Origin of the sequence: Bradyrhizobium sp. JR4.3, from assembly GCF_040547695.1 — a bacterium.
Classification (GTDB): Bacteria; Pseudomonadota; Alphaproteobacteria; order Rhizobiales; family Xanthobacteraceae; genus Bradyrhizobium; species Bradyrhizobium canariense.
Genome location: NZ_JBEPQF010000050.1, coordinates 28,539 through 44,528 on the forward strand (window position 1 = coordinate 28,539; position 15,990 = coordinate 44,528).

Below are 15,990 nucleotides of genomic sequence, written 5' to 3' on the forward strand. Positions count from 1 at the left end.
TCGTCGTCATCGGCCGAAACGCGCGATCTGCCGATTTTCCTTGGCGCGGGATACTACATCCGGCTGATCCAAGCTAACGCGCGCAGATCGCGGCGGTGCCGGGGCCGTAGACGGGCTGGCGGTGTTTTGTGCGATCGCGAGATCCAAGGCCCGGCCTTGTCTGCGGCGGCAGTCGCCTGGAAGTCGTCCATTTTGCGAATTCGAAAACCGTGAGGCCCGAGCGGCAGGCCAGCAGCAATATCTTGCTTGCCCCTCGCAGCAACTCGACGCGCGGCGATCCGCGGAGGGAAAGCATACAGCGAATGTGCGAAAGCGAACAGACCTGATGGGTCAATTTGACTAGTCTCGCGGTGGTCCCAATTGCGGGCCACGTCTTCTGGGGCAGTACCATAGAGGGGCGTGCAATGGACGCTCGTGCGCGACTGGATGGTTGTCATTTCGCTCTGCACCAACATTGTGAGGCACTCGCGTCTCAAGTATCCGAACTTGAGACCCTTAGAGACCGAGTAGCCAAGGCCGAGCGCAGAATCGTCGGTGCGACACGCGAAACTAGAGCTGGGAAGGCGGTTTATGAGGGCAGCGCGGTCGGCCCGGCCAGCAACGCGATCATCTGATCAGCGTAAGGGTCCGGGCTTTCAAGACTGACTTCGCTGCTACCCGCCCCAGCCGGGGGCCGGACTGTGGACATTCGTGATTACCAACCGCAATTTGAGCAGATGTCCCTCGATGAGTTGTGGGCTCTCTACACGGATGTCGATCAGATTCTCGCCGCGAGGATCGTTGCCAAAAAACAAGAACTCGACAGGCGACTCCAACAACTCCACCAAACTAATGGACCGGGCGGTTCATCAGAGCTCAATGTCCGCGCATCATCGTCGGGTCGCGACCGCCTCTGACAAGGGCGTCGCGCTTGCCGCAAACCCTGCGCGCGAGCGAGGCGCCCCGCCTACGGTGATCGGGCCATCGATCAATGTCTGCTGGCGGTCGCTTCAGCTTGTGGCTGCACCTGTCGTCCTGGCAACAGACCAAGAGACCGCGGCCCCGAACCAGCTGATGTCCATAACCGGGAGCAATGAAAATGCAACACCACAGCATCGCCGACGTCAGCTGCGTCATTCTTCAATGCCTGGATGCATATCAAGCCGCTGACGTTGAACCACTCGTGTTGAAGTGTTTCCCGGATCTCGACCGGCATACGCTTTGGCAAGCATACAACTTAGCCTTGGTGGCATACACGTCAGGCACAGGCCTTCACCACCAACGACAGCAAGCGGCAGCCGAGCAATGACCGAATTTGGAAAAACGCTCGTGCCTGCGACGTGCTAAGCACCGCAGGACCGAGCCGCATCACAGATCAACAGGTGGCGTACCAGCGATCCGGAAACGGTAGTAGAGGCCAGGTGCCTGCGTTATCATTCGCGACCGCAGGCATGACGTCGATGGTTGTCCGCCCACTCGAGGCACGCACCAGGCGCACGGCCGCGACGATGGGAGCATTGACCGGAAGGCGTCCGGCTCAGATCACGCCCACAATGATCAAAACTCCGACCTCGACCAATAGGAGCGTACCCGTTGCCGCGGAGATGAAAAACAAATCACCCAATGACAGGAACTGCATGATTCCCCTCCCAATTTGCCAAAGAAGCGGCCCCTACATCCTTTGGACGGCGTGAGCAGGGGCAAGATGATGGGGCCGCTTCCAAGGAGGTCCTTGACGCGTGCGTCCGGCGCCAAGCATTCGCATCTTAATCCAAATTTAAATCTCGTCCATTATTTAATTTGTTTAATTTCATTTTATTAGTTAATATTTAATCGGCGCGGCGAGCGATCTCTCTGCTCGGGCGCGCTAGTCGAGCGGCGGGCTCGGGCCTGACCTATATCGGGCGGCCTGCCGCATGGGGTTGGAGGGGTTGGTATCGAAGCACCGGGACCGCCGGTGCGGTCGGCAGAAGCACTGGCAGGTAAGAACATACAACATCCCCGATGTGCAGGAGAGCTTTGAGCCTTCGATGATCAGCGCTGTCGCCGAGCCCACGCGCTGGCTGGTTCGCACGCCTGGCGGTCTACGGGTCGATTGCAGACCTTCCGCATTACGGACGTGTGTTCGCGCTAGGGGCGGGTTGGTCGTAGGTCCTGGCGATTAAACTCGCCGCCGCCCCTCCTGAAAGGGTGTGAAGACTAACCCGCTGCACTTGGGCTTCGCCGATGCAATCAAATCGCAGGTGTGCTGGTCGCCATCTCGATCCGTTCACGCTCATCTTCATGGCGGGCCGACTGCACGCGTCGGTGTCGCGCCGCCCGCGAGTCGGTCGAACTTGTCCCTGAGCCTGTTGTTTGCCGTCGACGGCAAAAACCTGGAGCTGGGAGCGGTCCAGAAATGCGCCACCCCGTGTAGGTTCGCTGCGGCCGCCGCGGCCGCGAAGGCCCGCAACGTTTGGCTTGGCTCGCATAGGTCGTGCGCGGATAAGCATACACGAAGCCCAGCAAGCGTCCGCAACGCTTGCATCCCACTTTCTCCTCGGTCTTTGGACACAACTCAGGATGGCACCCGTAAATTTCCCAATGTCGCCCGCCTCGGACCGGCCCGAAGATCACGCCATGAAAATCTCGAAGCCAAAGGAATGGAGCGACCTCGAACGCAAGAAGCTTTCGGCGATGATCCGCCGGCGGTACGGCGCGGCGGAAATTGCCGCAGCTCTTCGCCGGCATGTCGGCTCAGTAAAGCACATGGCGCGAGAGATGGGGTTGCTCCTGAAAAAGTGACGTGCGGGAATTCGTCGTGCACCACCGTGTTTGTCCGGCCTTGCCTAAGCACGATTCTCGCGGAATCTTGTATTCTGAACCTGAGAGCTTTCACCTGATGCAGGGCGGGGGTAATGCGGAGGCGCGCTGATCCAAGATGGGGTTGGTCCGGGCTGGTCCGACTAAACGGTTACGGAAAAATGCACGGGCCGGGCAGCGCCTCCGACGGTTTTCTGCACAGCGACGACTTATTTGGCACTTTGATGCGGATATTCCCTGGCCGTGTCCACGACGGCCATGAGGCCGATATTCGCAAGGAGCTCGATTGGCTTCGAGAACTCGTCCTGAAGGATGACAGGCGGTGGCGAGCTAAGCAACCAAGCCAAGCCCAAATTAACGCCGCGCTGGATGATACCGCTCGCTCCGTCCGCCAGTTTCTCACCTGCGCGCAGCACGTTGAATTCGATTGGCTCGCTGGGAATCCGCCGACCGAACCCGCAGGTCGCCTGAGCGTGGCCTACTCTTTTCCAAGTCGACTACGAGCGCTTGTCGGCAGCGCCAGGCGGGCCGGCAACGCTGAGCTCCTCATGGTTGCCGATGCAGCCGATCGTCTCGCCGAAGATCTTACGATGCTGAACGAGCCTTCACAGAGCAGGATCTTTCGGTACCTGCCCAACACGTGGGACTATGAGGTGCGACAGTTCGCTGATACCGTGCGGATCGCGCAACGACTCGAGCTTGCGACCCGTACAGCGCTCGAAACCGGCAAAAAGTCCGGTGGCCCGCTCCCGCGGCCCATGCTGCTGCACGTCGTAATTTCACTCGGCGAGCTGGTCGAGCGCTACGGCGGCACCTTCGCCCACAATCCCTACCGGGGTTTGGAGTATAAGGGCGAGGTCAATACGCCCGCCGGACATTTCGTCTTGCAATTCCTGCAGAGCTGTCTTCACATCACCGAACAAACTGTCTGCAGCCTGATGGCTGCTGCCATCAAGCGGCGAAATCGCACCCCCGATCGCAAATCGGAGCTCAGGTCCACGTCCTTCTAAGTGCATCCCGCCGGCCTTCCGCCAATATGCCGACAGGCATATCGCACACGGAGGCTCTCTTGGAGAACTACACCCGACCAACCAATGGCGATGCACTTCGCCACGATTTGAAAGCCGTTCCCGTTCGGATCCGCGACCTCAAGCCGCTCGGCAACCAAACGCGTCGCCACCCCAAGACTCAAATCGACAAGCTGGCTTCCAGCTTGGGGGAGTACGGTCAAGTTCTTCCCATTCTCGTTGATGCGATGCTACGAGTGATAGCGGGATGGGCGGTCGTTGCAGCGGCCGCGCAGATCGGTCTGGATCATGTCCTCGCCGTCACCATTACCGATCTCAGCGAGGCTCAGCTGCGAATGCTGAGGCTTATGCTCAACCGCGTAACTGAAGAGGCCAGTTGGGACGTCGAGGCTCTGCGTCTCGAATTGAGTGAGCTCCTGACCATCGACCCACAGATCGACCTGCAACTAACCGGATTTTCGATGGGAGAACTCGACGTCGCGGCGTCCGATTCAGAAGATTGGGAGGACGACTTGCCCGCACCCGATGCCGAGCCACCAATCACCAAGCCCGGCGATCTCTGGGCACTCGGCGATGAGCATCGCATACTCTGCGCCGATGCAAGAAATGACGAAAGTTACCGTCGGCTCCTGGACGATGAGTTGGCAGACATGGCGTTCGCGGATGCGCCGTACAACCAGAGAATCGATGGCCACGCATCTGGCAAGGGGAGAATCACCCATGCCGAGTTTGCGATGGCATCCGGCGAGATGTCGACGACTGAATTCGAGGCGTTCTTAGCGACGAGCTTTGCCCTGCTCGCCAGCTTCACCAGGGATGGCGCCATTCATTTCCTTTGCATGGATTGGCGCGGGATCGGACCGCTGCTGGCTGCCGCCACTCCCATATACACGGAAATGAAGAACGTGTGCGTTTGGGCCAAGACAAACGCCGGCATGGGATCGCTGTATCGGTCGGCGCATGAACTCGTCTTCGTGTTCAAGAAGGGGCGCGCGCCACACGTCAATAACGTGCAGTTGGGCCGGAACGGTCGAAATCGCTCGAACGTGTGGAGCTATCCCAGCCAAAACACCTGGACAAATTCCGCCAAGGGCAAGCTCTCGCTGCACCCGACCGTCAAGCCAGTCGCGCTTGTGGCCGATGCAATCCGCGATTGCACCAACGAGCACGACATCGTGCTCGATCCGTTCGGCGGCGCCGGCACGACACTGATCGCCGCCGAACGGACCCGGCGCCGGGCACGGCTGATCGAAATCGACCCCAGCTACGTCGATGTCACGATCCGCCGCTGGCAGCATCTGACCGGCAAGGCGGCAGTGCACGCCGAGACCGGCGTGCCGTTCGGCCAAACCAGCCCGGCGAAGCTGGAGCGCGCCAGTGGCTAAAAAATCGGATAAGGGCTCTGGCTATGGCAAACCGCCCCAGCACACCAGGTTCAAGCCGGGGCAATCCGGCAACCCGCGTGGTCGGCCGAAAGGCAGCCTGAATTTTACCACCGACCTGAAAACCGTCCTATTGGCCCCGGTCGCGGTCAACGACGGCGGCAGATCACGACGCGTCACCACGCAAAAGGCGGCATTGCTTCGCTTGCGGGAAAAGGCGCTCAAAGGCGACGTCAGGGCGCTCGACAGATTCCTCTCCCTCGCGATGGCGATGAGTGTCGGCTCCGCGGAAGAGACCGCGACCAGCCTGCCGCCCGAAGATCAGGCCATCCTCGAGGCATATCGCCGAGACGTCTTGGCCGACGCCGATGCGACGACTGCAAGCCAACGCGACGAGGAGGACGCCACATGATGCCGGTGTTGGCGGCATTGCTGCGAACGGATGTGCGGTATTTCATCCATCGGGCCTTCGCGACCGTCTTTCCCGGCAGCGACTACCTGGCGAACTGGCATATCGATGCCATTGCCCATCAGCTCATGCGCGTTTACGGCGGCGATTGCCCTCGGCTGCTCATCAACCAGCCGCCGCGGTCGCTCAAATCGCTGTCGGTTTCGGTCGCGTTCGTCGCCTGGTGGCTGGGCCACGACCCCAGCCGCCGCATTATCGTGGTCAGCTACGCCAGCGAGCTGTCCGCCGAGCTGCACCGCCAGTTCAGAATGGTGATCGAGTCGGGCTGGTATCAGGAGCTGTTTCCGGCCATGCGCCCGGCCAAGGATACCGGCACTGAACTCGTGACCACGGCGGGCGGCAGCCGCTACGCAACCACGGTCGGGGGCACGCTAACCGGTCGAGGCGCGGACCTCATCATCATCGACGATCCGCTCAAGGCGGAGGAGGCGATGTCGGAGTCCGCGCGCAACCGCGTCACCGATTGGTTTGGCGGCACCTTGGTCTCGCGATTGAACGACAAGGAGGACGGCCGCATCGTCGTGGTGATGCAGCGCCTGCACGAAGATGATCTCGCCGGTCATCTGCTGCAAGCGGGCGGCTGGCATCACCTCGATCTGCCGGCCATTGCCATCGAAGATAGCGACATCGCCATCGGTCACGATCGCCTCTTCCGCCGTCGCACAGGCGACCTCTTGCACCCGCGGCGCGAAAGCAAGCCGGTGCTGGAGCGGATCAAGGCCGAAATCGGCAGCCTGCAATTCTCGGCGCAATACCAGCAACGGCCGGTGCCACTCGAGGGCAATTTGATCAAGCGCGCCTGGTTTCGCTGGTTCGATCAGTTGCCGCCGGCGGGGACATCCGACTATGTCGTGCAGAGCTGGGACACCGCCATGATGACCGGAAAGGCCAACGATTACTCGGTCTGCACCACCTGGCGCATGATCAAGAATGACTACTACCTTGTCGATCTCTACCGCGGCCGGCATCAATATCCCGACCTGCGGCGCGCCGTGGTCGCGCTGGCGATACGATATCACGCAGACGCGGTTTTGGTGGAGGACGCCGGGCCCGGCATTGCGATGTTGCAGGACCTGCAACGCAATACGCCAACCGGCATGCCGCGCCCGATTGGCATCAAACCCGAAGGCAGCAAGGCCGACCGTATGGCGGCACAATCCTTCCGGATCGAGGCCGGACAAGTGCATCTGCCGGCAGAGGCGCCCTGGCTGGACGACTATCTGTTGGAGCTGCTGGCGTTTCCCCACGGCAAGCATGACGACCAGGTCGACAGCACCTCGCAATTCTTGAAATGGGCGGGCAATCACCCGATGTTCGATGACATCGAACTCAACATCATTTCGGTCGGCCGGGAGGGTTATGGCTATGGTTTTCCATGACCGGTCGCCGGGCAGCTACAAGATCGAGAGTTTCTCCAGAACGAAGCCAATCGCAATTCTACACCCGCGGTGCCTTGAGCGAGTGAAGCGCGCGCTTCTGCGCGGCCAGCGCGCTACGCTCGTAGCGTTCCAGGCCGTTCAGCCGTCGTGCAATGGCGTCGATCGGACCATCTAAGAGATGGGCCAACAGCGCCTGGCGGACCCGTCGCACCCGCCATAGGTCGCACTTGGCATTCGCAAGGGCGGCTACCGTGTCCGATCCAGTGTCACAGCCGAGGCCCGCGCTAACTGCAATCATCAGCGTTGCGACCTCCGGCTCGTCCGGCTTGCAACTCCTGGCGAGCCCATGGCGCAACGCGTTGCGGCTGGACCTTGCCTTGCCGCCCGCCGTTGTCGGGCCCGTGCTGCGCTTGGCATTGGCGCGATTGGCTTCGATTTGTCGAATTGACGACATGTCGAGCTCCTCGGCCGGGGGCTAGTTGCGGCACCTGGAAAGGTGGCCCTAAGATCCTGACTTCTCAAGGATTTTCCAGCCCAAAGAACCGCTAAATTGCGGCAGAAAGGACTGGCATTCCCGCGCAAAAGGAGCGTTAATCATTAAACCGGCCGGCAGGCCCTTGGCCCCGGTCTCTCCCCTCGCAGTGGCGGGGGTTTTGGTGGTGCGGCGGCAAGCCGCGTTTGCCAAACCAAGGAGAGACCGGTGACCCTGATTGCAACCGATGGCGCGGAGACGCCACATCGCATCATCAAGTTCGACCCTATTGACCGGCGCGCCTTTGTCGGCGGCTCGGATGCCCGCATCATCATGGGCAATGATCAGGACGATCTCACGCGGCTGTGGCGCGAAAAGCGCGGCGAGATCGCGCCGCAAGATTTTGCGCACAACCTCATCGTCCAGCTCGGCAGCGTGACCGAAGACCTCAACCGCAGCTGGTACCAGCGCGCGTCGGGCGTGACTATTACGGATATTCAGAAGCGGATTCGCCATCCCGTCCACAGCTGGATGGCGGCCACCCTCGATGGCATCGTCGCAGAAACCGGCGCGGTGTTCGAGGCCAAGTTCATGTTGCCTTGGGCCTTTACTGAAGAGGCAGCGGCCGAGAAGCACATGGCTCAGCTGCAGCACAACATGTGGGTGGTCGCGGCGCGCGCGGCCGTGCTCTCGATCATCACCGGCGGCGGCAAATGGGTCGAGATCACCGTGCATGCCGATCCGCTCTACCAACACCTGCTGCTGACGGCGGAAAAGAAGTTCTGGCGCTGCGTGCAGAGCGGCGAGCCGCCGCTGCTGTTTGGGATCGAGGCGCCACGGCCGCGGCTCGCCGCCGTCAAGGTCGTCGACATGAGCGCGTCCAATCTGTGGGCCGCATGCGCGGCGACCTATCTGCGCACCCGCGATGCCCATGGCGAGCACGAACTGGCCAAGACCGAGCTCAAGAAGCTGCTGCCCGAGGATGCCAAGGAAGCGTTTGGCCACGGACTTCGCGCCAAACGCTCCAAAGCCGGCGCGATCAGCTTTGATCCGGTTGAGATGGAGCGCGTCCATGCACCAGGCCAGTGAGCATATCGGGGCGATCGCGGCGGCGCTGGCCCGCGCCCAGGCCGAACTGACCAACCCGGAAAAGACCCTGACCGCTCAGATCCGCTCGCCGTTCCTGCGCGATGACGACCGCAGCTTTCGTTACGCCTCGCTGGCGAGCGGCCTCGACATCGTGCGCAAGACCTTGAGCCAGCAGGAGATCGCCGCCATCCAGAGCACCCGGGTCGAACAGGTCACCGGCCACATCCATCTCACCACCCTGCTTGCCCATTCCTCCGGCGAGTGGATCTCCTCGGAGTGGCCGGTCTGCGCCTCAAGGGACATTGAGGCGCCGCACCGCATGGGCGCGGCGCTCACCTACGCCCGACGCTACGCCCTGTTCGCGCTGGTCGGGATTGCCGGCGAGGATGATCTGGACGCCCCGGATGCGGCCGCTGGTCCCCCCGCACCACCTAACCCCAAGGCCTCGCCCGGCAAGGGCGCTCTCAACCGTGCCCCGGTGCTGCGGCCGGGCGAGTCCGCCGCACTCCGCGAGCAGCTATTGCGCCAGCTCGAAGCGCTGCCCGCCAGCACCGATCTGCTCAGCTGGGCCATGGCGAGCCTCCCGCTCAAGAACAGCCTGCAGGAGCCGGATGCCCGGCACGTCGAGGCAGCTTATCAGGCCAAGCTTGAGGACGCTGGCCGTGCTCAGGCCGAGCAGACGGCCGACCTGAATGGCACGCCAAGCCTGCCAGCAGCGCCTGCTGCTGACGCCGAGGCCGCGCTGCAGCCAGCGCTACCCGAGGCCGGGCTCGCCTATCCCAAGGAGCCGTCCCGCAAACGCAGCAAGACGCACCTGTTGTTTGTTAGGGGGCAGCCCTGCCTGGTGTGCCGGCAAACCCCGTGCGATGCCCATCATCTGAAATTCGCTCAAGCCCGGGCGCTCGGCCGCAAGGTCAGCGATGAGTTCACTGTCCCCCTGTGCCGCGCGCATCACCAGGAGCTGCATCAGCACGGCAATGAACGGGCGTGGTGGGCGAACCTGCAGATCGCGCCGCTGCCGGTGGCGCAGGAGTTGTGGGCGGCAAGCCCCGTCCACGATCCCGCCAACGTCGCCGTCGGCGCCGCGTCGCTTGCGGCAAACCTGGATTCGGAGGCCGCCGGATGAACGGTCTGTTCCAAACCGCGCGCGAGCTCACCATCACGACGCTGCCGGTCGAGTTTGAGTCCTTGGCGTCCCCGCCACTGCTGCTGCCGGGCGAACAGCTCGAACACTACCAGGCGCTCCAGCAGGCGATTTTTACCGACCTCGCGCCGCGCTCCGCCATCGAATGGCTCCTCGCCATTGACGTCGCCGAACTGTCCTGGGATATCCAGCGCTACCGCATGTTGCGGCATAAATTACTCGAGACCTATCGCCAAAAGGCGGTTGAGGCGGCGCTGCGGCGCATCGACATGGTCGGAATTGATCCCGAGTTCGAAGCGGAGGCCGAGACCTACACGCTACAAAATGCCCTGAGCTGGCGGTGTGATCCCGTCGCTGCGTCCGAGATAGAGGCGCGGCTGAGGACCTATGGCTTCGACCAACGCGCCATCACCACCGAAGTCTACGTGCAGGCCCGCGAGGTCCTGGTCTTGTTCGAGGGGCTGCTCAACGCAGCACAAACCAAGCGCATGCTGCTCCTTCGCGAGATTAGGAATCAGCGTTTCCTCAGTGGACCGCTGCGCCGGTGACGCCGCTCGGTTTCGGCCGATCCCTTTGACGCCAAAACGTCGTGCCCGCTCGATCGGTGTGTGGGTGGCGTCGCAGCTACGGGCATGAATCCGCGCTGTGACGGCCGTTTCTACACGGCAGTCAGGACCACACGCGCTCGACAGTCGCGCGCGCCTCGAAATTGATCGATGGTGGCGCGTTGGACGACGGTTCGGTTGCTGCACTCGCCGATCGGCTCGGGGTAAGCTCGCGCCACCTCGCGCGTCTGTTCGAGCGGTATGTCGGGGCCAGCCTGCAGCAGGTAGCAAAGACCAGGCGTGTACAGCGGGCGAAGCGCCTAATTGACGAGACAAATGATCGATTGGCCCAGATCGCCTACCGGGCCGGCTTTGGCAGCGTGCGCCGGTTCAACGCCGCCTTTCGGGAGCTCTCTGGACGCTCCCCGTCCAGCATTCGCCACCGCCGCAAAGTATTCGCGTGAGACAGGCATCGCCAGCGTTGGTCAGCTTCTGGGCCCTTAGCCGACCCGCCGTGTGAATGCGGTTGGGGACTGCTTGTGACCCATCTGAGACATTAGGCGTTTAACCTAGAATGGCGTAGCGTCGACGTGCGATCAACGCTCAGTTCATATTGACTTGTGGGAGTCACATGAGGACGTTTTCTTTCGCGGCAGGGGGCATCTTGGCCGTGATGATGCTGTCATCGGCTGCGACCTCAGCTGAGTTGAGGGTTCTGGCCGGCGGCGCCATGACAGCAGTGTGGGCGTGTCTCAAGCCGAAGTTCGAACGAACCTCGGGCCACAAGCTTGATATCTTCTTCGGCACCACTCCGAACCTGATCAAGGAAGCTACCTCCGGCAAGCCGTTTGATGTCGGTGTCGTGCCGGTTGAGGTGATGAGGGACGCTGGCGCGCGATCACATTTCGCAGCCGGGCCGACGCTGGACATAGCTCGTGTCGGCCTCGGTGTCGCGGTTCGCGCCGGTGCGCCGAAGCCCAACATCTCCACGTCCGACGCGTTAAAAGCTGCCTTGCTCAATGCGGAATCGGTCGCCTCAATTCCGGAAAGCGCAACCGGCTATTCAATAGCGAAGGTATTCGAGCGCCTCGGCATCACCGAGCAGATGAAAGCCAAGATGAAAGCGCAGCCGACGCCGGCACAGGTCGTCGCTGTGGTCGCCAAGGGCGAGGCTGAACTCGCGCTGTTCCTGATGAACGTCTTGACGGTGCCGGGCCTCGATGTGGTTGGCCCGTTCCCTGCTGACTTGCAGCAGGATGTCGTATTCACGGCCGCGCTCGGTGCGGGCACGAAGGAAGCCGCAGCCGCGAAGGCGCTCGTCGACTACCTGAAAACGCCGGACGCCATATCGGTGATCAAGAGCAAAGGTATGACGCCGGGGTGAAACAATCAGCTGCTTCGTGGGGCAACGACGTTCAATCGACGCTGCTACAGCGGATTGCTTAACCCGCTGGTGCATGTCGGCTGATGGCCCGTGGCTGACCCCAGCCCGGAGCGCGGGGATGTCCGCTTCGGGCAACTGATCCGACCAAGGCCATGCTGGCTGGAGAGGGCAGCCTTTGACCGAAGCGGACTACCTTTTAAAGGGCATTAAGTCATACTGCCAGGCATGAAGCATCGGACGCGCGGATGGCCGTCTATGTAGTGCCTCCAGACCATTGTGCGGCCGAAACGGTTTGGTTGTGTGATAACCGCGCCGTCAGGTACGATCACCCATTCGTCGTCAATGAGGACGCGGTAACGCCCACGAGTGGACTCCCAATCCGCATCGGACACTATGTATCCGTCGGCATCGGTACAGCACTTCCCAAATTCGCTCTGCAGGCTTTCGAACCATGGCTTCAGCGGAGAGTGGTCGTATCGGCCATCGTCACGTGCCAGTACGGGTGTCAGTAGCAACGCTGAGCCAAGCAACGATGCCGCAAGTTTCGCTGGAAACATCTCTTTGCCTCCGCGATATTCACCGGCCGATCCGCTGGCTTGGTGCGGCTTAGGCCGGCAACCCCGAAACTAAGTCCGTTGCAACTGCCGCTGATGAGTGACGGTAGCCAAAATCGCTCGACGCTGTGATGGGACAGTTCATCCCCATCGTCTACTGACGTGAGTCCGGCAATTCGAGCGAAGGTTCAAAAACGACAACAGTTCAACTAAAGGCCAGTGCAGCTGCTTCTTTGGCCCAGCCTGTCAGGACGGCTTGGGTCGACTCGGCCAATTGACCGCTGCTGGGCCATCGGCGAAGTAGCAGCGCACCGGTTGAGGTCCGCTCAGTGAGGCATGGCGGACCAGATTTGCTCGCGTTGAGTTCTTCGCATTTTGACCCATGCCAGACATCATTGCCCAATAGACATGCCCAAGGTCCGACCATAGGCTTTCTGCTGATACTTCGGTGCGGATGGGCTGAGCCGTCCCGCGATCTTTTCTATGGCGTCACGGAAGGCACGACAATGGCTGAACTTATCAAGGTTGGCGAAATGCAATTGCGGTTTCTGCGCACCAAGTATGATACCAGCGGGGCGCTTGATATGTTTGAGGTGGTGATCCCGCCCAACTCCCGTATGCCGGTCCCGCACCATCACCGTGACTGGGAAGAAACGATCTATGGTCTTGAGGGCGTCATCACCTGGACGGTCGCCGGCAAGCGCATCGAGATCAAGCCCGGAGACGATCTCTTCATCCCGCGCGGTGTTGTCCACGGGTTCGTCAACGAGACGCAGGCGATTGCGAAAATGCTTTGCGTTCTCACGCCAGGCGTTCTCGGGCCGGAATTCTTCCGAGAAATGGCCATAGCCATCGGCGGCCCTGCGCCTCCTGATCCTGCCCGGATGGGCGAGATCATGAAATGTCACGGCCTGATACCTGCGCCATCTTAATTAAGTAGGCCGGCTGCATTCGCGCTCTGCTCGCGAACCGCGTGCTATTTGTGAATGTCGCTTGTTGGCCCGAAGGCGAAGATCGCCATCGTGTCCCGCACGTCGGCCGTCGGGGCCAGAGCGGACCTCGAGAACACGCTGGCAAATTGAGGCGAATGACCCAAAGCCGATCGGTCCTGCACCGCATTTGCGATGCAGCATTTGCATCGGGTGCGACGATGTGCACCGGCTGCCACAACTAACACCTGATAACATTTAACCGGCTCACTATCTTCGAGGCCCAAATGAGGTGACGGGAGCTCATTGCGCTTTTCATGATTGCAGTAGCGATGTCGCCGTGTGCGGTATACGCCCAGAAGAGCCCGCTTCCGATAGTAGGCTACCTTGGCTTCGATTCCGCCGAGAAAAGCAAGGAACTGCTCGTCGCTTTTCGCGGCGGGCTGCGCGCCAAGGGTTTTGTTGAGAATCAGAACGTCGCAATCGAGTACCGCTTCGCCGAGGGAAAGTATGATCGGTTTCCGGAGCTGATAGCTAACCTCGTCCAAGGCCGTGTTCAGGTAATTGTCGCCGCCACTGGCACCAATGGAGTCTTGGCGACAACTTCCGCAACAAAGACAATCCCCATCGTGTTTGCAATTGCCATGGACCCTGTATCCCTTGGCGTCGTTTCCAGTTTGAACAGGCCCGGAGGCAACGCCACCGGTGTGAGCATGTACACTCCACAGCTTACGGCCAAGCGACTTGAGCTCTTGGCCGAGTTGACGCCGGGAGGCGGTTCGATCGCCGTGCTGATCAATCCGACAAACCCTAACGCAAATGTGGTCGCCTCAGACGCTGAGGCTGCCGCTAAGTCGCTCGCGCGGGCGATTCACATTCTGAAGGCCAGCACAGACGAGCAAATTGCTGCTGCCTTCAAGGAGATCAGAGACCAGCAGCATGTTGCACTTCTCGTTAGCCCAGACGCATTCTACATCGCGCGGCGAGAAAGACTTGCCGCGCTGTCCGAGCAAGGTCGGATTCCTGCGATCTACGAGTGGTCTCTTTTCGTAAAATATGGGGGACTTATGAGTTATTCACCGCGCATCACCGATGTTTCCTACCAGCTTGGCGTTTATGCAGGAAAAATTCTGAACGGCGCTGCACCCGCCGATCTACCCGTCGAGCAGCCTACTAGGTTCGAGTTGGCGATCAATCTGAGAACTGCAAAGATAATCGGCCTTACCATCCCGCCCCATCTTCTCGCGCGCGCCGACGAGGTGATTGAATAGCGGGCAAGCTACGTCCGCTCGTGGGCCCATCGGCGACCTCGGAGCCCATCCGCTCTTCGGCCGATGTTGGCGGTAAACCGCACATCAGGCAGCCAGCCTCTTAATGAGTACCTGGGGCCGTTTTGAACTTTCGCTCCATCGTTCAAGCCGGTCCACAACCATGTTTAGAGGCATTGCCATCGCGCTATTTGGAATGGGCATCTTTTCGCAGCTTGATCGAGCGTTCTTCTATGGCCGCAATACCGACGCCGTGCTCAAGCTTGCGCGGTAGATTGGCCGAGGCTTTGGGCTGTAGGTTAGCCGCGCTGCGCTCAAGATCGCTCGGGGACTACTTCTTCAACAGCAGTCCCAACGTTCGCGCCATGCGCCTCACCGATCCGGCGTGGCGACCGAGATCGGCGGCTATCCTCGACGTGCCAACTCCCTGCCGGGCCAGCCTGACCAACCGTCGGACCTCCTGCTCGGCCCATTGCTTTGGCTTCGGTGTTTTCATGATGCGGCGCTCGATCCGCACCAGTTAACCAGCGAGCGTTATTACCGACACTTGGGAAATTTACGGGTGGGCTTCCTGCCTGAGGCCGGCCCTCGCCGTTGAACGGCAATTTAGGCGCCTTGGGCCGTAGCGAGCTTGTCGTTCGTCCTAACCATGATGAACAAGTAGGCCAACGTGGCGTCGAGCAAGACACTTTCATCTGTCAAATGCGTCAACTTGCCTGTCTTTCCCGACCGCATTCGCCGCATTCTCGAATGAATGCCGCCTCCGTCGTCGATGATCAAAGTTGGCGCGCGCCAAGCCGTGCAAAGTGGCATATACTCGCAAGCCGGTAGTATTACAGCCTAACGAAAGCAACGCGACGTCCTACGTCAGGAGGACGTCGCGATGCAATTGTGCATCACAACCAGAGGGGAAGTTGTTATGAAGCGACGTTCATTGCTCTTGGCATTGTGTTCTTCCGCTTTCATCTCTGCACCGGCACTGGCCGATGAGGTCAAGCAGGAGGCCGAAAAATTAGCCGTCGCCTACACCGACTGCGTCGCCAAGAAAGACGCGGGCTGTGTCGCTGCGCTCTATACAAAGGACGGGGTCCAGATCAACCCGGGCGGTGTGTTTTCCGATCTTAAGAGCGTATACGAAAACAACTTCAAGAACGGCACCGATCATATAGAGATCAGAGTCGGCAACATGTCGGTCATCAACAACGATCTGGTCGTTGCCAACGGCGAGACCGACATCTTCGGTAAGGACCCTAAGAGCGGCGACGCCACCCAGGTCACAGTGTTCTGGGGCGGCATCGACATACGTGAAGGCGGCGCTTTAAAAATCCGCCAGTTGACCGTCGGCATGAAGCCGCCTCCAGCTAAGGAAGCCAGCGCCGAGAAGAAGTAGGACGTCATCCTGTCGTAAGTCACCACGCGCCCATCCTCTTTGAGGGTGGGCGTTTGATCTTGCTGCACGTCGCTCCGAAAGGTAACCCTACGCGGTAGGCCGCAGCGCGCTGATCTTTCCAGTTAACCGTTAGAGCTCGTCGGACTCCTCGGTTTTCGGCTTCATCGTCGCAGCGA

The 15,990-nt window shown here is 60.7% G+C and carries 15 protein-coding genes; 13 read left to right on the forward strand and 2 right to left on the reverse strand.

The genetic code is table 11. The features are described 5' to 3' along the window. Nucleotides 1–2,598: 2,598 nt before the first annotated feature. The 5 genes from ABIB91_RS38575 to terL all read left to right on the forward strand — a co-directional run bounded on the left by ABIB91_RS38575 (nt 2,599) and on the right by terL (nt 7,039). On the forward strand, nt 2,599–2,763 hold the full coding sequence (locus ABIB91_RS38575) for a hypothetical protein (protein ID WP_354172199.1): 165 nt from the start codon (nt 2,599–2,601) through the stop codon (nt 2,761–2,763). 179 nt (nt 2,764–2,942) lie between these two features. Beyond that, nucleotides 2,943–3,791: a hypothetical protein gene (locus ABIB91_RS38580; RefSeq protein WP_354172197.1), complete on the forward strand. Its 849-nt coding sequence runs from the start codon at nt 2,943–2,945 to the stop codon at nt 3,789–3,791. 59 nt (nt 3,792–3,850) lie between these two features. Continuing rightward, on the forward strand, nt 3,851–5,194 hold the full coding sequence (locus ABIB91_RS38585) for a DNA modification methylase (RefSeq protein WP_354172195.1): 1,344 nt from the start codon (nt 3,851–3,853) through the stop codon (nt 5,192–5,194). Beyond that, nucleotides 5,187–5,603, forward strand: a complete 417-nt coding sequence (locus ABIB91_RS38590; RefSeq protein ID WP_085359868.1) for a DUF5681 domain-containing protein — start codon at nt 5,187–5,189, stop codon at nt 5,601–5,603. The genes ABIB91_RS38585 and ABIB91_RS38590 overlap by 8 nt, the downstream gene beginning before the upstream one ends. Beyond that, on the forward strand, nt 5,600–7,039 hold the full coding sequence (gene terL, locus ABIB91_RS38595; protein ID WP_007595455.1) for a phage terminase large subunit: 1,440 nt from the start codon (nt 5,600–5,602) through the stop codon (nt 7,037–7,039). Before ABIB91_RS38590 ends, terL begins: the two co-directional genes overlap by 4 nt. Before the next feature lie 58 nt (nt 7,040–7,097). Here terL and ABIB91_RS38600 read toward each other — a convergent pair whose 3' ends face one another. Further along, nucleotides 7,098–7,493: a hypothetical protein gene (locus ABIB91_RS38600; protein WP_007595457.1), complete on the reverse strand. Its 396-nt coding sequence runs from the start codon at nt 7,491–7,493 to the stop codon at nt 7,098–7,100. 246 nt (nt 7,494–7,739) lie between these two features. Between ABIB91_RS38600 and ABIB91_RS38605 the strand changes: the two genes are divergently transcribed. The 5 genes from ABIB91_RS38605 (at nt 7,740) to ABIB91_RS38625 (ending at nt 11,673) form a co-directional block, all read left to right on the forward strand. Beyond that, nucleotides 7,740–8,600 (forward strand): YqaJ viral recombinase family protein, encoded by an 861-nt coding sequence (locus tag ABIB91_RS38605; protein ID WP_354172192.1) that lies wholly within the window; start codon nt 7,740–7,742, stop codon nt 8,598–8,600. After that, a complete protein-coding gene (locus ABIB91_RS38610) occupies nt 8,584–9,726 on the forward strand; it encodes an ERF family protein (RefSeq protein WP_007595461.1) in 1,143 nt (380 codons plus the stop codon). The genes ABIB91_RS38605 and ABIB91_RS38610 overlap by 17 nt, the downstream gene beginning before the upstream one ends. Continuing rightward, nucleotides 9,723–10,292, forward strand: coding sequence for a hypothetical protein (locus tag ABIB91_RS38615; protein ID WP_354172189.1), 570 nt, complete (start codon nt 9,723–9,725; stop codon nt 10,290–10,292). Before ABIB91_RS38610 ends, ABIB91_RS38615 begins: the two co-directional genes overlap by 4 nt. A 179-nt stretch (nt 10,293–10,471) precedes the next feature. After that, entirely contained in the window at nt 10,472–10,753 is a 282-nt protein-coding gene (locus ABIB91_RS38620) for a helix-turn-helix transcriptional regulator (protein ID WP_051058428.1), read from the forward strand. 167 nt (nt 10,754–10,920) lie between these two features. Then, nucleotides 10,921–11,673 carry a molybdate ABC transporter substrate-binding protein gene (locus ABIB91_RS38625; RefSeq protein ID WP_354172187.1) on the forward strand — a complete coding sequence of 251 codons (753 nt, stop codon included), beginning with the start codon at nt 10,921–10,923 and terminating at the stop codon, nt 11,671–11,673. A gap of 206 nt (nt 11,674–11,879) precedes the next feature. Here ABIB91_RS38625 and ABIB91_RS38630 read toward each other — a convergent pair whose 3' ends face one another. Then, on the reverse strand, nt 11,880–12,230 hold the full coding sequence (locus ABIB91_RS38630; RefSeq protein ID WP_007595479.1) for a hypothetical protein: 351 nt from the start codon (nt 12,228–12,230) through the stop codon (nt 11,880–11,882). A gap of 503 nt (nt 12,231–12,733) precedes the next feature. On the opposite strand from ABIB91_RS38630, the gene ABIB91_RS38635 reads away from it, so the two are divergent. The 3 genes from ABIB91_RS38635 to ABIB91_RS38645 all read left to right on the forward strand — a co-directional run bounded on the left by ABIB91_RS38635 (nt 12,734) and on the right by ABIB91_RS38645 (nt 15,814). Further along, nucleotides 12,734–13,159 (forward strand): cupin domain-containing protein, encoded by a 426-nt coding sequence (locus ABIB91_RS38635; RefSeq protein ID WP_354128937.1) that lies wholly within the window; start codon nt 12,734–12,736, stop codon nt 13,157–13,159. 314 nt (nt 13,160–13,473) lie between these two features. Beyond that, complete coding sequence (locus ABIB91_RS38640; RefSeq protein ID WP_354172184.1) at nt 13,474–14,427, forward strand: ABC transporter substrate-binding protein; 954 nt, start codon at nt 13,474–13,476, stop codon at nt 14,425–14,427. A 916-nt stretch (nt 14,428–15,343) separates the two neighbouring features. Continuing rightward, nucleotides 15,344–15,814, forward strand: a complete 471-nt coding sequence (locus ABIB91_RS38645; protein ID WP_354172182.1) for a Cif family virulence factor — start codon at nt 15,344–15,346, stop codon at nt 15,812–15,814. Nucleotides 15,815–15,990 lie beyond the last annotated feature (176 nt).